Origin of the sequence: Aeromonas sp. R6-1, assembly GCF_040908165.1 — a bacterium.
In the GTDB taxonomy this organism is placed as follows: Bacteria; Pseudomonadota; Gammaproteobacteria; order Enterobacterales; family Aeromonadaceae; genus Aeromonas; species Aeromonas caviae.
Map to the genome: position 1 here is coordinate 1 of NZ_JBFODF010000026.1, position 16,042 is coordinate 16,042.

Here is a 16,042-nt window from a genome sequence, read left to right on the forward strand (position 1 = left end):
TTTTGGCTGCTGCGGGAGTGGCATTCTACTCAACCGCCTTCTCGAGTCAAGCCTTATTTTACGAGGCTTTTCGAGGCTACCGACCGGCTTGTTTGCGTTGCCGCTTGCCCTGTCGATGGAGGCGCATTATAGGGAGCGAATTCGTTCTGGCAAGAGGATAATTGCAAAAAGATGGCTTTCATCGTTCAACCGATTACAAAGCGACCGCAGTGATGAATTAATGCACGAGAAGGGTCTGCAGATTGGTATTCCGGATGCTGTATTGAGGCCGGCAGGTTGACAGATCAAGCTTGTATCAGTTTGGCTTTCCCTTGCAGCACAACCATGATGATCGGCTTTCCGCCTTCGGGTAACATAGCGCCCCTTTGCGATTCTCACACTCTTGGGCTTTGGAGAGTTTAATGCCTTTTGCACTTGGCCAGCGTTGGATTAGTGATACAGAGACGGATCTGGGTTTGGGGACTGTCGTTGCTGTTGAAGGACGCATGGTTACCCTGTTGTTTCCGGCTACCGGTGAAAACCGCATGTATGCCAAAGAAGAGGCACCGGTCACCCGGGTCAGCTTCAATGTGGGCGATCAGATAGCCAGCCACGAAGACTGGACCATGACGGTCGACGAAGTGCAGGAGAAAGATGGCCTGCTTATATATGTAGGTGTTCGCACCGACAATGGTGAGCCCGTTGCCCTCAAGGAAGTGTTTCTCAACAACTTCATCAAGTTCAACAAGCCGCAGGATCGCCTGTTCGCCGGCCAGATTGACCGGATGTCCCGCTTTACCCTGCGCTACGAAGCGCTGGTCAACCAGCACCAGCGTCGCCGCAACCCGACTCGCGGCCTGGCTGGCGGGAAAGTCAGTCTGATCCCGCACCAGCTCTACATCGCCCATGAAGTGGGTCACCGCTACGCCCCGCGCGTATTGCTGGCGGACGAGGTTGGTCTGGGCAAGACCATCGAAGCAGGCATGATCATTCACCAGCAGTTGCTCTCCGGCCGCGCCCATCGGGTGCTGATCCTGCTGCCCGAAACGCTCCAGCACCAGTGGCTGGTCGAGATGCTGCGCCGTTTCAACCTGCACTTCTCCCTGTTTGACGAGGAGCGCTGCATCGAGGCGTTCGCCGATGCGGAGAACCCCTTCGAGACCGAACAGCTGGTGATCTGCAGCCTCGACTTCCTGCGCAAGAAGCGTCGTCGCTTCGAACAAGTGCTGGAAGCCGAGTGGGATCTGCTGGTTGTCGACGAAGCGCACCATCTGGAATGGAGTGAGGAGGCACCGAGCCGCGCCTACGAAATGGTGGAAGCGCTGGCCGAACAAGTACCGGGCGTGCTGCTGCTGACCGCGACCCCGGATCAGCTGGGCCACCAGAGCCACTTCGCTCGTCTGCGCCTGCTCGACCCGGAGCGTTTCTACGACTACGACGCCTTCCTCGCCGAGGAGCAGGCCTACGGTCAGGTCGCGAGCGCAGCCCAGGAGCTGCTGGATGGCGAACCCCTGAGCAATGAAGCCAAGCAAATCCTCGCCAGCCAGCTGGAAGGGCTGGACTTAAACGATGCAGCCGCCCGTCAGCAGGCGGTCGCCAAGCTGCTGGATCAGCATGGCACCGGCCGGGTGCTGTTCCGTAACAGCCGCGCCAATATTCAGGGCTTCCCGGAGCGCCACCTCAACGTCTACCCCATGCCGCTGCCGGAGCAGTACAAGACCGCCATCAAGGTGATGGGCATGATGGGTGGCAATGGCGGCGATCTGCAGACCCGTGCCTTGCGCTACCTCTATCCCGAGAAGATCTTCCAGCAGTTCGAAGGCGACAACGCTACCTGGACCCAGTTCGACCCGCGCGTCGAATGGTTGCTGGAACTGCTGCTCTCCGCCCGTCAGCAGAAGGTGCTGGTGATCTGCTCCGAAGCAGCCACCGCCATCGCCCTGGAAGAGGCGCTGCGCACCCGTGAAGGCATCCGTGGCGCCGTGTTCCACGAAGGGATGTCGATCCTCGAGCGGGACAAGGCCTCCGCCTATTTCGCTCAAGCTGAGGGGGGCGCTCAGGTGCTGCTCTGCTCCGAGATCGGCTCAGAAGGTCGCAACTTCCAGTTTGCCAGCCATCTGGTGCTGTTCGATCTGCCACTCAACCCGGATCTACTGGAACAGCGTATCGGCCGACTGGATCGTATCGGTCAGCAGAATACCGTCGAGATCCACGTTCCCTATCTGGAAGGGACTGCACAGCGCGCCCTGCAACTCTGGTATCACAATGGTCTGGATGCGTTCGAGCAGACCTGCCCGACGGCCCGCCCGGTGTTCGAAGCGGTACGTGACGAGCTGTTCGAGCTGCTGGCCGCCAACACCGGCGAGCAGGGCCCCCTCGACGCCCTGCTGGCCAAGACCCGCGAACTGCACGAGCCGCTCAAGGCCCGGCTGGAACAGGGTCGTGATCGCCTGCTGGAAATCCACTCCAGCGGTGGCGAGGCCGCCCAGCAGTTGGTCGACAAGCTCGCCGCCGAAGATGACGACACCGGCATGATCTCCTTCGCCCTCAAGATGTTCGACGAGATCGGCGTCAACCAGGATGATCGCGGTGAAAGTGCGCTGGTGCTGACACCCGGGGATCACATGCTGGTGCCGAGCTTCCCGGGCCTGCCGCAAGACGGCATGACCATCACCTTCGATCGCAACACCGCCCTGTCGCGGGATGATATGGCGCTGCTCTCCTGGGATCACCCCATGATGCGCGGCGGTATCGACCTGATCCTGGGTTCCGAGATCGGTGCCACCTCGGTGGCCCTGCTCAAGAACAAGGCGCTGCCGGTCGGCTCCATCCTGCTTGAGCTGATCTTCGTTGCCGAGTCCGCGGCTCATCCCCAGCTCTACCGTTTCATGCCGCCGACGCCGATCCGTCTGCTGATGGACAAGAACGGCCAGAATCTGGGCGAGAAAGTGGCATTCGATGCCTTCAACCGCCAGCTGACGCCGGTCAACCGCCACCTTGGCAGCAAGCTGGTGACTGCGTCCCAGCCAGTGATCCACGGTCTGATTGGCAAGGGCCAGGCCATTGCCGAAGAGCTGAAGGCCGGGATTGTCGACAAGGCCCGCGCCCAGATGGCGCAGACCCTGCAGCAGGATCTCGATCGTCTGGAAACGCTCAAGGCGGTCAACCCGAACGTGCGCGACAGCGAGCTGGAATATCTGCGCAATCTGCAGGCAGAATTGCACCACCTGATCGACCAGACCCAGCTCAAGCTGGATGCCATCCGCTTTATTGTGGTTACCCATAACTGATAAAACGGTGAAATGGCCAAACCCAACGCGAGTTGGCTGCCATGCACTTTTTTATCGTGGTTACCCATAACTGATGGGGGCTTGCCCCCGCTTTGACCCAAGATGCGAGACACTATGTTTGTATACTCACCGCCCCTGGAACCCTGGCTCGATATCCTGTTCAAGGACAAGGACATCATGGTGGTCAACAAGCCCACTGGCCTGCTGAGCGTCCCCGGGCGCGGCCCCGAGAACGAAGACAGTGTGCTCCATCGGGTCAAGCAGCAGCACCCCAAGGCGGCAGCCGCCCATCGCCTCGACATGGCGACCACCGGCGTGCTGGTGATCCCGCTCAACCCCAACTCCCACCGGGAGCTGAGCCGGCAATTCCGCGAGCGGGAGACCGAGAAGCACTACCTCGCCTGGGTGTGGGGTGAACCGGAACAGGATGCGGGCGAAGTGGATCTGCCGCTCTGTGTCGACTGGCCCAACCGGCCGAAGCAGAAGGTGGATTTTGAGGAGGGGCGCCATGCCCTGACCCTGTGGCAGAAGCTGAAGGTGGAGAACGGCAACAGCCTGATCAAGCTGACCCCGATTACCGGTCGCTCCCATCAACTGCGGGTTCATATGCTGGAGCTGGGTCACCCCATCCTCGGCGACAACCTCTACGCCAACCCGGATGCGCTGGCGGCTGCACCGCACCTTTATCTTCATGCGGCCAGCCTGACCATCAGCCACCCTCGCAGCGGCGAGCGGATGACCTTCGAGGCACCGGCCCCTTTCCCGGTCTGAGCTTGGCAGAAAACAGCCCAATAAAAAGAAAGCCCCCATCGAGAGATGGGGGCTTTTTTATCGCTCAGACGCGGATATCGATCTTGCTTCCGAGGGAAGCGCTGGCCGATGTCGGCGCAGCCGGAGCGGATTGCGCTGCTGTTTCCAGCAGTTTCAGTGCGGATTCGCCTTCCTGGGTCTGCTGCTTTTTGGCCAGGCTGGCCACCATCAGTGCAGAACCGAACGACGCATTTGCAGAACTAGAAATATCCATTGTGTACCTCCTGCCAAGAGACTATCGGCCGGGCCCGGTGAGACATGAGCCATATCGTTCAACGCAGATATGCCTTGTCCGGCGAGCGCCGGGCCAACCAGCGCTCTTCCATCTCCAACAATGTCTGATAGGCCTTTTCGGCATGCTCCGGGCGACTGAACAGATATCCCTGACCATATAGATGTATGTCGGTCAATGAGCGCAGCACATCGAGCTGCCCCTGGGTCTCGATCCCTTCACATACCAGTTTCTTGCCAAGCATGGAGCCCATACGGCAGATGTTGGCGACCAGTTCGGCCGCCTCGATAGAGGTGTCGATACCCTGGATGAAGGACCTGTCTATCTTCACCTTGCTCACCGGCAGCTTCTGCAGATAGCTGAGGGAGGAGTAGCCGGTGCCGAAGTCGTCAAGGGCCAGATGCACACCCTGCTGGCTGAGATCCTGCATCAACTGCAGCGAGTTCTTGACCTCGCGCATGGTGGTGTCTTCCGTCACCTCCAGCACCAGGCTGGACGCGGGAATATGGTGCTCCATCAGCGCTCTGGCCACCAACTTCAACAGGTTGCGCTGGTACATGCCCGGGGAGATGTTCACGCACATCTGCAAGTCCACCAAACCCAGGTGCTGCCACTGATGAAGTTGCTCACATGCGGTATTCAATACCCAGCCACCCAGTTTCTCAGCCAGCTGAAACTCTTCCGCCACCTGGATCACCTCGTTGGGCGGGATAAAGCCAAGCTCGGGATGGCGCCAGCGCAGCAGCGCCTCCACGGCTTCACAGCGGCCACTTTCCAGATTGACGATGGGCTGGTAATAGAGTTCGAGCGCATTGTGCTCCAGTGCCATCACCATGTCGGACGCAAGATGCTTGCGCCTGGCCGTCTCGTTGAGCAGGGAACTGTCATAGATGACATAGGGAACATGGGTCTTGCGGCTGTGAGAGAGGGCCTGCTCCGCCCGGCTGAGCAACTCCTGGGTCTGGTTGCTGTCGGTCGGGAAGAAGGCGATACCGATACCGACCTCAAGCCGGAAAGGGTAGTTGTCGATGATGATGTCTTGCTTGATCGAGTGGAGTACTCTGGCCACGAGCTCCCTGACCTGGCGAAGATCGCTCCCCTCCCGTTGCAGCATGGCAAGCTGATCTCCCCCCAAACGCGCCACCCACTCCCCGTTTTCGCACAGGGCGCGCAGCCGCTTTGCCACCTCTTGCAGCAGGAGGTCCCCTGTGTTGTAGCCAAACTTGCTGTTGATATCGCGAAAGTCGTTGATGTCGACCAGCACCAGTCCGAAGGAGGTGTCACGGGTGACATAGGCATCCATCTTTTCCAGCAGCGCCAGCCGGTTGGCGAGCCCGGTGAGGGGATCGATCCTAGCGGTCCTGAAATGGCGCCTGGCTTCTCGCACCAGCAGGCCGCTGAGCAGAATGACGGACACCACCAGCCCCGACACCATGAACAGCAGGGCATTGCGCAACTGGCCAAAACGCGCGTCGTTGCCCGTATAGACGTTGATGTTGTTCTGCATGACGGAAGCAAGAGAGTAAGAGAGGGGTTCCTGCAAGGGCGCCAGTGTCATCATGACTTGCTGGTAATCCGGCGTCCCCGGTTTGAGCTTGACCAAATCAGGCTCCAGCTTGCGGATACTGCTTTCAGTCAGTTTCACCAGCCGCAGCGTCTTCGGATTGTCCGCGAGGCTTTTTCTCAATTGGCCGCTCAGGAGAATAGGGGTACGACTCCAGAGAATGTCATAGCGGAGCAGCAGGGCTTCCTGGTCTATGCCGCCATAGTGGTAAATCTCGACGGCATTGAGAAAGCGGCCCAGCTCGAGCTGCAACTGCATCAATGCCCAGGAGACGTCATAGGTATACTTCTCCATCACCCGGGTCGCATTTTGTATCTGCACCAGGCAATAGAGGGTGCTACCCGTGAACAACAGAATGGATAGATAAAGAACGCCGAGTAAGGGCCAGGCCCTGGTCTTCGCTTTCACCCAGTACTCCCGTAAACCACCGTTTTTACTGCTGAATGTCGATCGCACTCAGTTGCCAGATCATCATGTCGGTGAACTCGGAACGCCTGAGTTCGGGATGCTGATCCAGTGGCAGGATAAACCAGAGCGGCCCCTTGTCACGTACCCGCATGGTCATCCCGTCATCCTGCCAGGCCAGGATAGGATCGTATTGCTTGACCTTATCCCAGTTGATCCGGATCTGGAAACTGTTCAGGGCGGTGAGTGTGATGCTCTTGCCGTTGGCCTTCACCTCCGTCAGCACGTCCGCCAGTTTCGGCCCTACGTATTTGTGCGGTTTGTCCACCCAGGGATTGCTCGTCACCACCTCATGCTGCGGCAGCGCCTGGATCATGGCCATATCGAACAGCACCTCTCCATCTGCCGGATCGGCAGGGTCCAGATTCCCCGTCACCTTGAGAATGACCGGCCCCTGCGGTGTCGCCTGCGCCATGCCCGGCAAGGCCAGGGAAAGGAGTAACGGGAGAAGCCCTAAGTATCGCATGTTCACCTCAGATCATTTCACTATCAACAACTTCAGCTTAGTAGCACTAAAAAAAACGGCCCGCAAAAGCGAGCCGTTTGATGACTTGACGGGATTACATCATACCCATACCGCCCATGCCACCCATATCAGGCATGGCAGGTGCATCTTTCTTCGGCAGCTCGGAGATCATGCACTCTGTGGTGATCATCAGGCCAGCGACGGACGAGGCGAACTGCAGGGCAGAACGGGTTACCTTGGTCGGGTCCAGGATACCCATGGCCAGCATGTCGCCGTACTGTTCGGTGTAGGCGTTGTAACCGTAGTTGCCTTCACCGTTCTTCACGGCATTGGCGATGACGGAGGCTTCTTCGCCGGCGTTGATGACGATTTGACGCAGCGGCGCTTCCATGGCGCGCAGGGCAACCTTGATACCGACGTTCTGGTCTTCGTTGTCACCACGCAGGGAGGCCAGCTTGGCAGCAACGCGCACCAGCGCTACACCACCACCGGCAACCACGCCTTCTTCCACGGCTGCGCGAGTGGCGTGCAGGGCATCGTCAACACGGGCTTTCTTCTCTTTCATTTCAACTTCAGTGGCAGCACCCACCTTGATCACGGCAACACCGCCGGCCAGCTTGGCCACGCGCTCTTGCAGCTTCTCACGGTCGTAATCGGAAGAGGTCTCTTCGATCTGCTGACGGATCTGGGCCACGCGGCTTTCGATCAGGGCGGCATCACCTACACCATCGATGATGGTGGTGTTCTCTTTGGTGATGACGATACGCTTGGCACGGCCCAGATCTTCCAGGGTCGCTTTTTCCAGCTCCATGCCCACTTCTTCGGAGATCACGGTACCACCGGTCAGGATGGCGATATCCTGCAGCATGGCCTTGCGGCGATCACCGAAGCCCGGCGCCTTGACGGCGGCCACTTTCACGATGCCACGCATGGTGTTGACCACCAGGGTCGCCAGCGCTTCGCCTTCCACGTCTTCGGCCACGATGATCAGCGGTTTGCCCGCCTTGGCCACACCTTCCAGCACCGGCAGCATTTCGCGGATGTTGGAGACTTTCTTGTCCACCAGCAGGATGAAGGGGTCATCCAGCTCGACGGAGCCGGTTTCCGGCTTGTTCACGAAGTAAGGGGAGAGGTAGCCGCGGTCGAACTGCATGCCTTCTACCACCGCCAGCTCGTCGTCCAGGCCCTGACCGTCTTCCACGGTGATGACGCCGTCACGGCCGACCTTGTCCATGGCTTCGGCAATCAGCTTGCCGACCTTCTCGTCGGAGTTGGCGGAGATGGTGCCTACCTGGGCAATGGCATTGTTGTCGGCGCAGGGAGTGGACAGTGCTTGCAGCTCGGCAACGGCAGCCACAACGGCCTTGTCGATACCACGCTTCAGATCCATGGGATTCATGCCGGCGGCAACGGCCTTCAGGCCTTCGTTGACGATGGCTTGAGCCAGTACGGTGGCAGTGGTGGTACCGTCACCGGCGGCGTCATTGGCCTTGGAAGCGACTTCCTTGACCATCTGGGCACCCATGTTCTGGAACTTGTCTTCCAGCTCGATTTCACGGGCAACGGAGACGCCATCCTTGGTGATGGTCGGGGCGCCGAAGGACTTGTCCAGTACCACGTTGCGGCCTTTCGGGCCCAGGGTCACCTTGACGGCATCGGCCAGGATGTTGACGCCTTCCAGCATTTTGATGCGAGCTTCGTTGCCAAACTTAACTTCTTTAGCTGCCATGTTCTTCAATCCTTAAATCAATTCGGGAAAAGAGGGAGGGTGATTACTCTTCGACAATCGCCAGGATGTCGGTTTCGGACAGGATCAGTACGTCCTGGCCATCCAGCTTTTCGGTCTTCACGCCGTAGCCTTCGTTGAAGATCACCTTGTCACCCACCTTGACGGCCAGTGCTTTGACATCCCCATTGTCCAGAATTCGACCAGTCCCCACGGCAAGAACTTCACCACGGGTGGACTTCTGGGCCGCAGTGCCAGTCAAGACGATGCCGCCAGCGGATTTGGCTTCAGCTTCGATGCGCTTGATGATGACGCGGTCGTGCAGTGGACGAATTTTCATCGATAACTCTCCCAAAATGAGTCTCTGTGTTGCTTGAGGAATGGCCGCAATCGGCCAAATTTGTCATGCCCCTGATCTGGGGCAACAGGGCTAGCCCTTCAAGGGCAAATACAAAAAAAATATTTTCACGTACTATGAACACCTTCGATGGATCACCCATCCCCAATCAGGAAGGCGGATGGAGACGGCCAGCATTCAGGCCCAAAGCACCTAGAGACTCTGCCTTGAGCCGACCCAATCCCATGCTGACCGCTCCCATGACGCCCATGCTGCTGCGCATGACAGGCCCCATGATCCTGGGCATCATCGCCATCCTGGCCTTCAACCTGGTCGATACCTTCTTCATCGGCATGCTGGGTACCCAGGCGCTGGCCGCCATCAGTTTTACCTTCCCGGTCACCTTTGTCGTCACCTCCCTGACCATGGGGCTGGGAGCGGGCCTGTGCGCCCTGCTCGGTCATGCCCTGGGGCAGGGTCGCCATGACGAGGCAGCCCGCATCACCACAGACTGCCTGTTCCTTGCCGTCATCGTGGTGAGTCTGCTCGCCGGGCTGGGGGCATTGACCATTACCCCTCTGTTCACCCTGCTGGGGGCCAGCCCCGAGCTCATCTCCCTCATCCACGACTACATGCTCATCTGGTATCTGACCGTCCCCATGCTGGTCGTGCCCATGGTCGGCAATGCGGCTATCCGGACGACGGGGGATACCAAGACCCCCAGTCTGGTGATGGGGGTCGCCGGTCTGGTCAACGGCGTGCTGGATCCTCTGCTCATCTTCGGGCCGGGCCCCTTCCCCGAGTGGGGCATTCGGGGAGCCGCCATCGCCACTTCCCTCTCCTGGCTGATGGCCATGCTGGTCAGCCTCTATATATTGCGCCACCGCGAGGGCCTGCTGCGCTGGCGCCTCTCCCCGCGCCCGCAGTTGCTGGCCCACTGGCGCGCCCTGCTCCATGTGGCGGTGCCCGCATCGTTTACCAACATGCTCAACCCACTGGCCAACGCCGTGTTGATGATCATTTTCGCCGGGCTGGGAACCGAGGTGGTCGCCGCCTACGGCGCGGCATCCCGGGTCGAGGCCTTGCTGCTCATCGTGATGATGGCGCTCTCCTCCGTGCTGGCCCCCTTCATCTCGCAGAACTGCGGCGCCGGGAATCCGGCCCGAGCCAAGGCCGCCCTGCTGCTCTGCATGCGCTTTGCCCTGATATTCCAGCTTGGGGTCTACGCGCTGATCTGGCTTCTCGCCCCCTTCATCGCCGATCTGTTCAGCGATCATCCGCAAGTGGTGCGACTCATCGTGCTCTATCTGCATCTGGTCCCCATTGGCTACGGCTTTCAGGGCATGGTGATGCTGCTGGCATCGGCCCTCAACGGCGTCAGGGCATCGGCGGTGTCACTGCTGATAAACGGCATCAGACTGTTTGTCTTCTTGCTGCCGGGGGCCTGGCTGGGGGCAAAACTGGGGGGAGAACAGGGGATCTATCTGGGGATGCTGCTGGCGAACCTGGCCGCCGGATTGCTGGCATGGGGGTATGCCCGCCACAGATTCGAGCGGCTGTGCCATCAGGGGAGATCCTGACGGCACAGCCCGAGGCTCGCGATTACTCTTTGCGTTCGAACTCCCCTTCGATGGTGTTGCCACCGCCTCGCGGGGATTGTCCGGGCCTGTCATCGCCCGGGCCCGGCTCGAACGGCTGCTGGCGAGCCTGGAAGCCCCCCATCTGCATCCTGAACTGATTGCTGCCAATCAGCTTGTCGGCCAGCATGTTGCGCAGCCAGGGCTGCAGCAGCAGGATGCCGACAATATCGCTCACAAATCCCGGGATAATCAGCAGCAAGCCCGCCAGCGCCAGCATCATGCCCCCCATCACCTCGCGGCCGGGCATCTCCCCCAGCTGCATCTTCTGCTGGGCAGTGAGCAGGGTCTTGATCCCCTCGCTGCGCACCAGCGACGATCCCAGCACGGCAGTCAGCACCAGCAAGCCAACGGTCGGCAAGGCCCCGATCACGGAGCCCACCTTGATCATGACGGTGAGCTCCAGCAATACCAGCCCGACCAACAACAGTAACAACTTGCCCATAGCAACCTCGGAGCGATGAATGAATGGACCCGGGGTGTCCGGTCGGCAGCCGCACATCGCTGATGCTGGCGCGCCGGGTTCAGGTCTTCTGACATTAACATGGGGCTGGTTGATCATTTTTCAAGCCTCTCCTGCCGCAGGCCCCGGAATACGGATAAATATTTGTCCGCCCAACTGGGATTGAGGTGGTTGTTCTGTCAAAGTTAATCGCCCGATTGCAATATCTGTTTAATGACCACAAGAAATTTGAGGTTGCCTCAAATTTAGTGATCCAGGTCTAATACCGGATACCTCAATTGGGGTAACATCAACACCAGTCATTGCACAGGGAGCAACTGGCTCCCAACTGCCCCACCCGATGTGTGGTGCTTCAGGATGAAATGTGCGTAGGGAAATCGCGACCACTCGGTGAGGATCGTTTCCATTTATTTGATTTCTGAGGCATAACAATGAGCGACATCAAGAACGTCCGCATTGAAGAAGACCTGCTGGGCACCAAAGAAGTTTCCAACGACCTCTACTACGGCGTGCATACCCTGCGCGCTGTTGAAAACTTCAAGATCAGCACTCAGAAGATTTCTGACGTTCCCGAGTTTGTTCGTGGCATGGTCCTGACCAAGAAGGCGGCTGCACTGGCCAACGGTGAACTGGGCACCATCCGTCCCGAGATCGCAGACAAGATTGTCGAAGCCTGCGACCTGATGCTGAACACCGGCAAGTGCTTCGATCAGTTCCCGGTCGATGTCTATCAGGGCGGCGCCGGTACCTCCGTCAACATGAACACCAACGAAGTGCTGGCCAACATCGCCCTCGAGCTGATGGGACTTGAAAAGGGTCGCTACGACGTCATCAACCCCAACGATCACGTCAACAAGTGCCAGTCCACCAACGATGCCTACCCCACCGGTTTCCGCGTGGCCGTGGTCAACAGCACCGACACCACCCTGCACGCTCTGGAAGCCCTCATCGCCGCCTTCGATGTCAAGGCCAAGGAATTCAAACATATCCTGAAAATGGGCCGTACCCAGTTGCAGGACGCCGTGCCCATGACTCTGGGTCAGGAGTTCCACGCCTTCGCCGTCACCCTGCGTGAAGAGATCAAATCCATCAAGCGTTGCCAGGAGCTGCTGCTGGAAGTGAACCTGGGCGCCACCGCCATCGGTACCGGTCTGAACACTCCGCCCGAGTACTCCGGTCTTGCCATCAAGCGTCTGGCCGAGATCACCGGTCGTGCCTACGTGCCGGCAGAGGACCTCATCGAAGCGACCTCCGACTGCGGCGCCTATGTGATGCTGCACGGTGCGGTCAAGCGTCTGGCCATGAAGCTCTCCAAGATCTGTAATGACTTGCGTCTGCTCTCCTCCGGCCCGCGCACCGCGCTCAAAGAGATCAACCTGCCGGAAATGCAGGCTGGCTCCTCCATCATGCCGGCCAAGGTCAACCCGGTCATTCCGGAAGTGGTCAACCAGTCCTGCTTCAAGGTATTCGGCAACGACGTCACCATCACCTTCGCCGCCGAGGCCGGTCAGCTGCAGCTGAACGTCATGGAGCCGGTGATCGGTCAGGCTATGTTCGAATCCCTGAGCCTGATGGAAAAAGCCTGCATCTCCCTGCGCGAGAAGTGCGTGGAAGGCATCACCGCCAACCCGGACATCTGCATGAACCACGTGCTGAACTCCATCGGCATCGTGACCTACCTGAACCCCTTCATCGGTCACCATGAAGGCGACATCGTCGGCAAGATCTGTGCCCAGACCGGCAAGAACGTCCGCGAAGTCGTGCTGGAACGCGGCCTGCTGACCGCCGAACAGCTGGACGAGATCCTCTCCATCGAGAACCTGATGAACCCGCAATACAAAGCCAAGCGTTACACCCGCGAAGCCACCGTATAAGCGAGCAGATGGGCCGGGGTTATCCCGGCCCATTTAAAGTCAATTCCCGAGCGGTCTCTCCACAGCCCCATCGGGAATTGGCTTTTCAGCCTAATAAAACCTAAAAAAACTGGAAAATGGAGTGTTCGCTATGATTGGAATCGAGTTACTTGTCGTGCTCGCCGCTATCTATCTGGGGGCCCGGATAGGCAGCATCGGTATCGGCTTTGCCGGTGGTCTTGGGGTACTGGTACTGACCTGGGGGCTGGGCATGCCCATCCCGAGTGATCAGCTGGTGACCTATCTCCCGTGGGACGTGATCATGATCATCGCGTCCGTCATCTGCGCCATTGCCTGTATGCAGCTGGCTGGCGGGATGGATTATCTGGTGCACCTGGCCGAAAAAGCCCTGCGCAAGAATCCCAAGCACATCACCTTCGCCGCGCCGGTCGTCACCTACCTGATGACCATGCTGGCCGGTACCGGTCACACCGCCTTCTCCACCCTGCCGGTGATCGCCGAAGTGGCCAAGGAGCAGGGCATTCGCCCCTCCCGTCCGCTCTCCATCGCGGTCGTTGCCTCCCAGATTGCCATCACCGCCTCCCCCATCTCGGCGGCCGTGGTCGCCTTCTCCGGCATGCTGGAGCCGCTTGGCGTCGACTACTTGACCCTGCTGGCCATCTGCATCCCGTCCAGCTTCATCGCCTGTCTGCTGGGGGCCTTCATCGCCAACCTGCTGGGCAAGCCGCTGGATCAGGACGAAGTCTATCTGGAGCGCAAAGCCAAGGGACTCATCAAGCTGCGCGGTACCAGCCAGGTTGAGATCAAGCCTTATGCCAAGCTCTCCGTCGGCATCTTCGTCGCCTCCATCGTGGCCGTGATGGCCTATGCCACCGCCATCTCCGGCAATGTCGGCCTCATCAGCAATCCGCCGATCCCCCGCGATGGCGCCATCATGGGCATCATGCTCTCCGCCGCCACCCTGATGGTACTGTTCTGCAAACTGGACGCGGCCCAGATCACCAACATGCCGACCTTCAAGTCCGGTATGTCCGCCTGTATCTGCGTGCTGGGCGTAGCCTGGCTGGGCAACGTCTTCGTGAAGGGCAACATGGTGGAGATCCAGGCGTTCGCCGGCGATCTGCTGAGCCAATACAGCTGGCTGCTGGCCGTGGTGCTGTTCTTCTCCTCCATGCTGCTCTACTCGCAAGGTGCCACCACCAAGGCCCTGATGCCTGCCGCCCTGGCACTGGGTGTCAGCCCGCTGGCGGCCATCGCCTCCTTCGCCGCCGTGAGCGCCCTGTTCGTGCTGCCGACCTACCCGACCCTGCTGGCCGCGGTCGAGATGGACGACACCGGATCCACCCGCATCGGCAAGGCCGTGTTCAACCACCCCTTCTTCATCCCGGGTGTGGCCACCATCGCCATGGCTGTGGCGCTCGGCTTCTTCTTCGGTGGTCTCATCCTCTGACCGGTGAACCACCCCATGCAAAACGGCCCGAACGGGCCGTTTTTTTATGCCCTGCCACCGCCGGGCGCCCATGAAAAAGCCGCTCCCGGGAGCGGCTTTCGTCATCCTGGCGGCATCCTCAGACCGTGGTCTGGCGGGTACCGAAATAGTCAGCCAGGAAGTCGTCGAACGACAGACTGTCACTGCGTTCCCGCTCCCGCTGCTTGGCCAGGGAGTCCCGCGCCTCGCCGGCAAAGTAGGCCTCGTCCCAGTATTGCAGCTCGCCGGCCAGCATCTCTTCCCGGTAGCGGCTCGCCAGCGCATCGCCGAAGCAGCCGTTGTCCTGGCCGCTTGAAAGCAACTGCTTGAGCAGGCGGGCGGAGTAGGTCTGCTCGGGGTCGAGCAGCTTCTCACGGTGCATCGCCAGCGTCTCGCGATAGCGGTTGCGACCACAGCAGCGATCCAGCAGCGCTGCGACCTCGGCCAGCTCGTCGAACAGCTTGAGGCCGTACTCCTTGAGGCCGATGGCATTGCCCTGCTCATCTTCAAGCGTCAGGCCGGGGCGACGCCCCTCCAGCACCACCTTGTTCTGGTTGCGGCGGTTGCGGGCAACCTCGTCATCCGAGAGCACGGGGGACGGGCGCAACAAGCACCAGACCAGGAAGAGATCGAAGAAGCGGATTTGATCCACCTCGATACCGAACGGGGTAAAGGGATTTACGTCCACCGTGCGCAGCTCGATGTATTCGATGCCGCGCTGCTCCAGCGCATCCGAGGGCTTCTCGCCGCTGCGGGGGGTACGCTTGGGGCGGATCGGCGCGTAGAGCTCGTTCTCCAGCTGCAGCACGTTGTCGTTGAGCTGGCGGTACTCGCCGTTCACCTTGACCCCTATCTTGGCGAAGTCGGGATCATGGGTATTGATGGCCCGGCGCAGGCTGCTCACATAGGCGGGCAGGCTGTCATGACTGATCTTGAGCCCCGCCTGGGCGCTGTTGGTGTAACCGAGATCGGACAGGCGCAGAGCCGTGGCATAGGGCAGGTAAAGGGTGCCCTTGCCGGTCTTCTGGAACGGCAGGCTGCTCTTGCGCCCCTTGAGGAAGGAGTCGCAGATGGCCGGAGACGCGCCGAACAGATAGGGCACCAGCCAGCCGAAGCGGTAGACGTTGCGAATCAGCCCCATGTACTTGTCGGAGATGAAGCGCTGGCTGCAGCAGCCCTCTCCCACCAGATCCTGCCACTCGCACCAGAAGCTGTCCGGCATGGAGAAGTTGAAGTGCACCCCGGCGATCACCTGCATCAGGCTGCCGTAGCGGTTCTTCAGCCCCTGGCGATAGAGGGTCTTCATCCGCCCGATGTTGGAACTGCCGTACTGGGCCAGGCGGATGCTCTCCTCGTCACCGACGAAGCAGGGCATGGAGAGGGGCCAGATCCGCTCCTCTCCCAGATGATGAATGGTGTGGCGGTGAATGTCGCCGAGCTGCTCGATCAGGCTCTCGATGGAGTCGGTGGCCGGCGTGATGAACTCCAGCAGGCTCTCGGAGTAATCGGTGGTGATGTTGGCATGGGTCAGGGCCGACCCCAGGCTTCTGGGGTGATCGGTCTGGGCCAGGGTCCCTTCGGGGGTGATGCGCAGACATTCGCGCTCGATCCCGCGCCGGATCCCCTTGAGGGCGGTCACCCGTTCCGGGGTGCCCAGCGCAGCCAGCAACTCGGTGAGCGACAAGCTAGTAGTAGTCATATTCACGGCTCATGTGTGGCCGCCCCACCCGG

The 16,042-nt window shown here is 60.0% G+C and carries 13 protein-coding genes; 6 read left to right on the forward strand and 7 right to left on the reverse strand.

Annotation, left to right across the window (positions count from 1 at the left end; genetic code table 11):
• From AB5Y68_RS06325 to rluA, 3 genes are all read left to right on the forward strand, one after another.
• A partial coding sequence (locus AB5Y68_RS06325) for a hypothetical protein (protein ID WP_368206972.1) occupies positions 1-280 on the forward strand: 280 nt, incomplete at its 5' end.
• 121 nt (positions 281-401) lie between these two features.
• A complete protein-coding gene (gene rapA / locus AB5Y68_RS06330; RefSeq protein WP_039040012.1) occupies positions 402-3,269 on the forward strand; it encodes an RNA polymerase-associated protein RapA in 2,868 nt (955 codons plus the stop codon).
• 114 nt (positions 3,270-3,383) lie between these two features.
• Positions 3,384-4,040, forward strand: a complete 657-nt coding sequence (gene rluA / locus AB5Y68_RS06335; RefSeq protein ID WP_033115942.1) for a bifunctional tRNA pseudouridine(32) synthase/23S rRNA pseudouridine(746) synthase RluA — start codon at positions 3,384-3,386, stop codon at positions 4,038-4,040.
• A 64-nt stretch (positions 4,041-4,104) separates the two neighbouring features.
• Here rluA and AB5Y68_RS06340 read toward each other — a convergent pair whose 3' ends face one another.
• The 5 genes from AB5Y68_RS06340 to AB5Y68_RS06360 all read right to left on the reverse strand — a co-directional run bounded on the left by AB5Y68_RS06340 (position 4,105) and on the right by AB5Y68_RS06360 (position 8,872).
• Positions 4,105-4,293, reverse strand: coding sequence for a hypothetical protein (locus AB5Y68_RS06340; RefSeq protein WP_010673139.1), 189 nt, complete (start codon positions 4,291-4,293; stop codon positions 4,105-4,107).
• Positions 4,294-4,351: 58 nt separating this feature from the next.
• Positions 4,352-6,283 (reverse strand): bifunctional diguanylate cyclase/phosphodiesterase, encoded by a 1,932-nt coding sequence (locus AB5Y68_RS06345; RefSeq protein WP_039040011.1) that lies wholly within the window; start codon positions 6,281-6,283, stop codon positions 4,352-4,354.
• 25 nt (positions 6,284-6,308) lie between these two features.
• The gene (locus AB5Y68_RS06350) at positions 6,309-6,806 is read right to left on the reverse strand and encodes a molybdopterin-binding oxidoreductase (protein ID WP_029313815.1); all 498 of its coding nucleotides are present in this window, start codon (positions 6,804-6,806) and stop codon (positions 6,309-6,311) included.
• Positions 6,807-6,900: 94 nt separating this feature from the next.
• Positions 6,901-8,535, reverse strand: coding sequence for a chaperonin GroEL (groL, locus tag AB5Y68_RS06355; protein ID WP_010673136.1), 1,635 nt, complete (start codon positions 8,533-8,535; stop codon positions 6,901-6,903).
• A 43-nt stretch (positions 8,536-8,578) separates the two neighbouring features.
• Positions 8,579-8,872, reverse strand: coding sequence for a co-chaperone GroES (locus AB5Y68_RS06360; RefSeq protein ID WP_005309514.1), 294 nt, complete (start codon positions 8,870-8,872; stop codon positions 8,579-8,581).
• Positions 8,873-9,114: 242 nt separating this feature from the next.
• Between AB5Y68_RS06360 and AB5Y68_RS06365 the strand changes: the two genes are divergently transcribed.
• The gene (locus AB5Y68_RS06365; protein WP_231563152.1) at positions 9,115-10,449 is read left to right on the forward strand and encodes an MATE family efflux transporter; all 1,335 of its coding nucleotides are present in this window, start codon (positions 9,115-9,117) and stop codon (positions 10,447-10,449) included.
• Positions 10,450-10,471: 22 nt separating this feature from the next.
• Here the strand turns inward: AB5Y68_RS06365 and AB5Y68_RS06370 are convergent, their stop codons facing one another.
• On the reverse strand, positions 10,472-10,951 hold the full coding sequence (locus tag AB5Y68_RS06370) for an FxsA family protein (protein ID WP_039040009.1): 480 nt from the start codon (positions 10,949-10,951) through the stop codon (positions 10,472-10,474).
• 449 nt (positions 10,952-11,400) lie between these two features.
• Here AB5Y68_RS06370 and aspA point away from each other — a divergent pair, with 449 nt between their 5' ends.
• Positions 11,401-12,843, forward strand: a complete 1,443-nt coding sequence (aspA, locus tag AB5Y68_RS06375; RefSeq protein WP_010673133.1) for an aspartate ammonia-lyase — start codon at positions 11,401-11,403, stop codon at positions 12,841-12,843.
• Between the two features lie 130 nt (positions 12,844-12,973).
• Positions 12,974-14,293 (forward strand): anaerobic C4-dicarboxylate transporter, encoded by a 1,320-nt coding sequence (locus AB5Y68_RS06380; protein ID WP_010673132.1) that lies wholly within the window; start codon positions 12,974-12,976, stop codon positions 14,291-14,293.
• A gap of 118 nt (positions 14,294-14,411) precedes the next feature.
• Here AB5Y68_RS06380 and gshA read toward each other — a convergent pair whose 3' ends face one another.
• Positions 14,412-16,010, reverse strand: coding sequence for a glutamate--cysteine ligase (gshA, locus tag AB5Y68_RS06385; protein WP_039040008.1), 1,599 nt, complete (start codon positions 16,008-16,010; stop codon positions 14,412-14,414).
• Between the last annotated feature and the right edge of the window lie 32 nt (positions 16,011-16,042).

Bases quoted from the DNA above. Each gene is read 5' to 3' on its own strand.
- AB5Y68_RS06340 (WP_010673139.1), bottom strand. From the start codon at position 4,293: ATGGATATTTCTAGTTCTGCAAATGCGTCGTTCGGTTCTGCACTGATG.
- rapA (WP_039040012.1), top strand. From the start codon at position 402: ATGCCTTTTGCACTTGGCCAGCGTTGGATTAGTGATACAGAGACGGAT.
- aspA (WP_010673133.1), top strand. From the start codon at position 11,401: ATGAGCGACATCAAGAACGTCCGCATTGAAGAAGACCTGCTGGGCACC.
- gshA (WP_039040008.1), bottom strand. From the start codon at position 16,010: ATGACTACTACTAGCTTGTCGCTCACCGAGTTGCTGGCTGCGCTGGGC.
- AB5Y68_RS06370 (WP_039040009.1), bottom strand. From the start codon at position 10,951: ATGGGCAAGTTGTTACTGTTGTTGGTCGGGCTGGTATTGCTGGAGCTC.
- AB5Y68_RS06360 (WP_005309514.1), bottom strand. From the start codon at position 8,872: ATGAAAATTCGTCCACTGCACGACCGCGTCATCATCAAGCGCATCGAA.
- AB5Y68_RS06380 (WP_010673132.1), top strand. From the start codon at position 12,974: ATGATTGGAATCGAGTTACTTGTCGTGCTCGCCGCTATCTATCTGGGG.
- groL (WP_010673136.1), bottom strand. From the start codon at position 8,535: ATGGCAGCTAAAGAAGTTAAGTTTGGCAACGAAGCTCGCATCAAAATG.
- AB5Y68_RS06365 (WP_231563152.1), top strand. From the start codon at position 9,115: ATGCTGACCGCTCCCATGACGCCCATGCTGCTGCGCATGACAGGCCCC.
- AB5Y68_RS06350 (WP_029313815.1), bottom strand. From the start codon at position 6,806: ATGCGATACTTAGGGCTTCTCCCGTTACTCCTTTCCCTGGCCTTGCCG.
- rluA (WP_033115942.1), top strand. From the start codon at position 3,384: ATGTTTGTATACTCACCGCCCCTGGAACCCTGGCTCGATATCCTGTTC.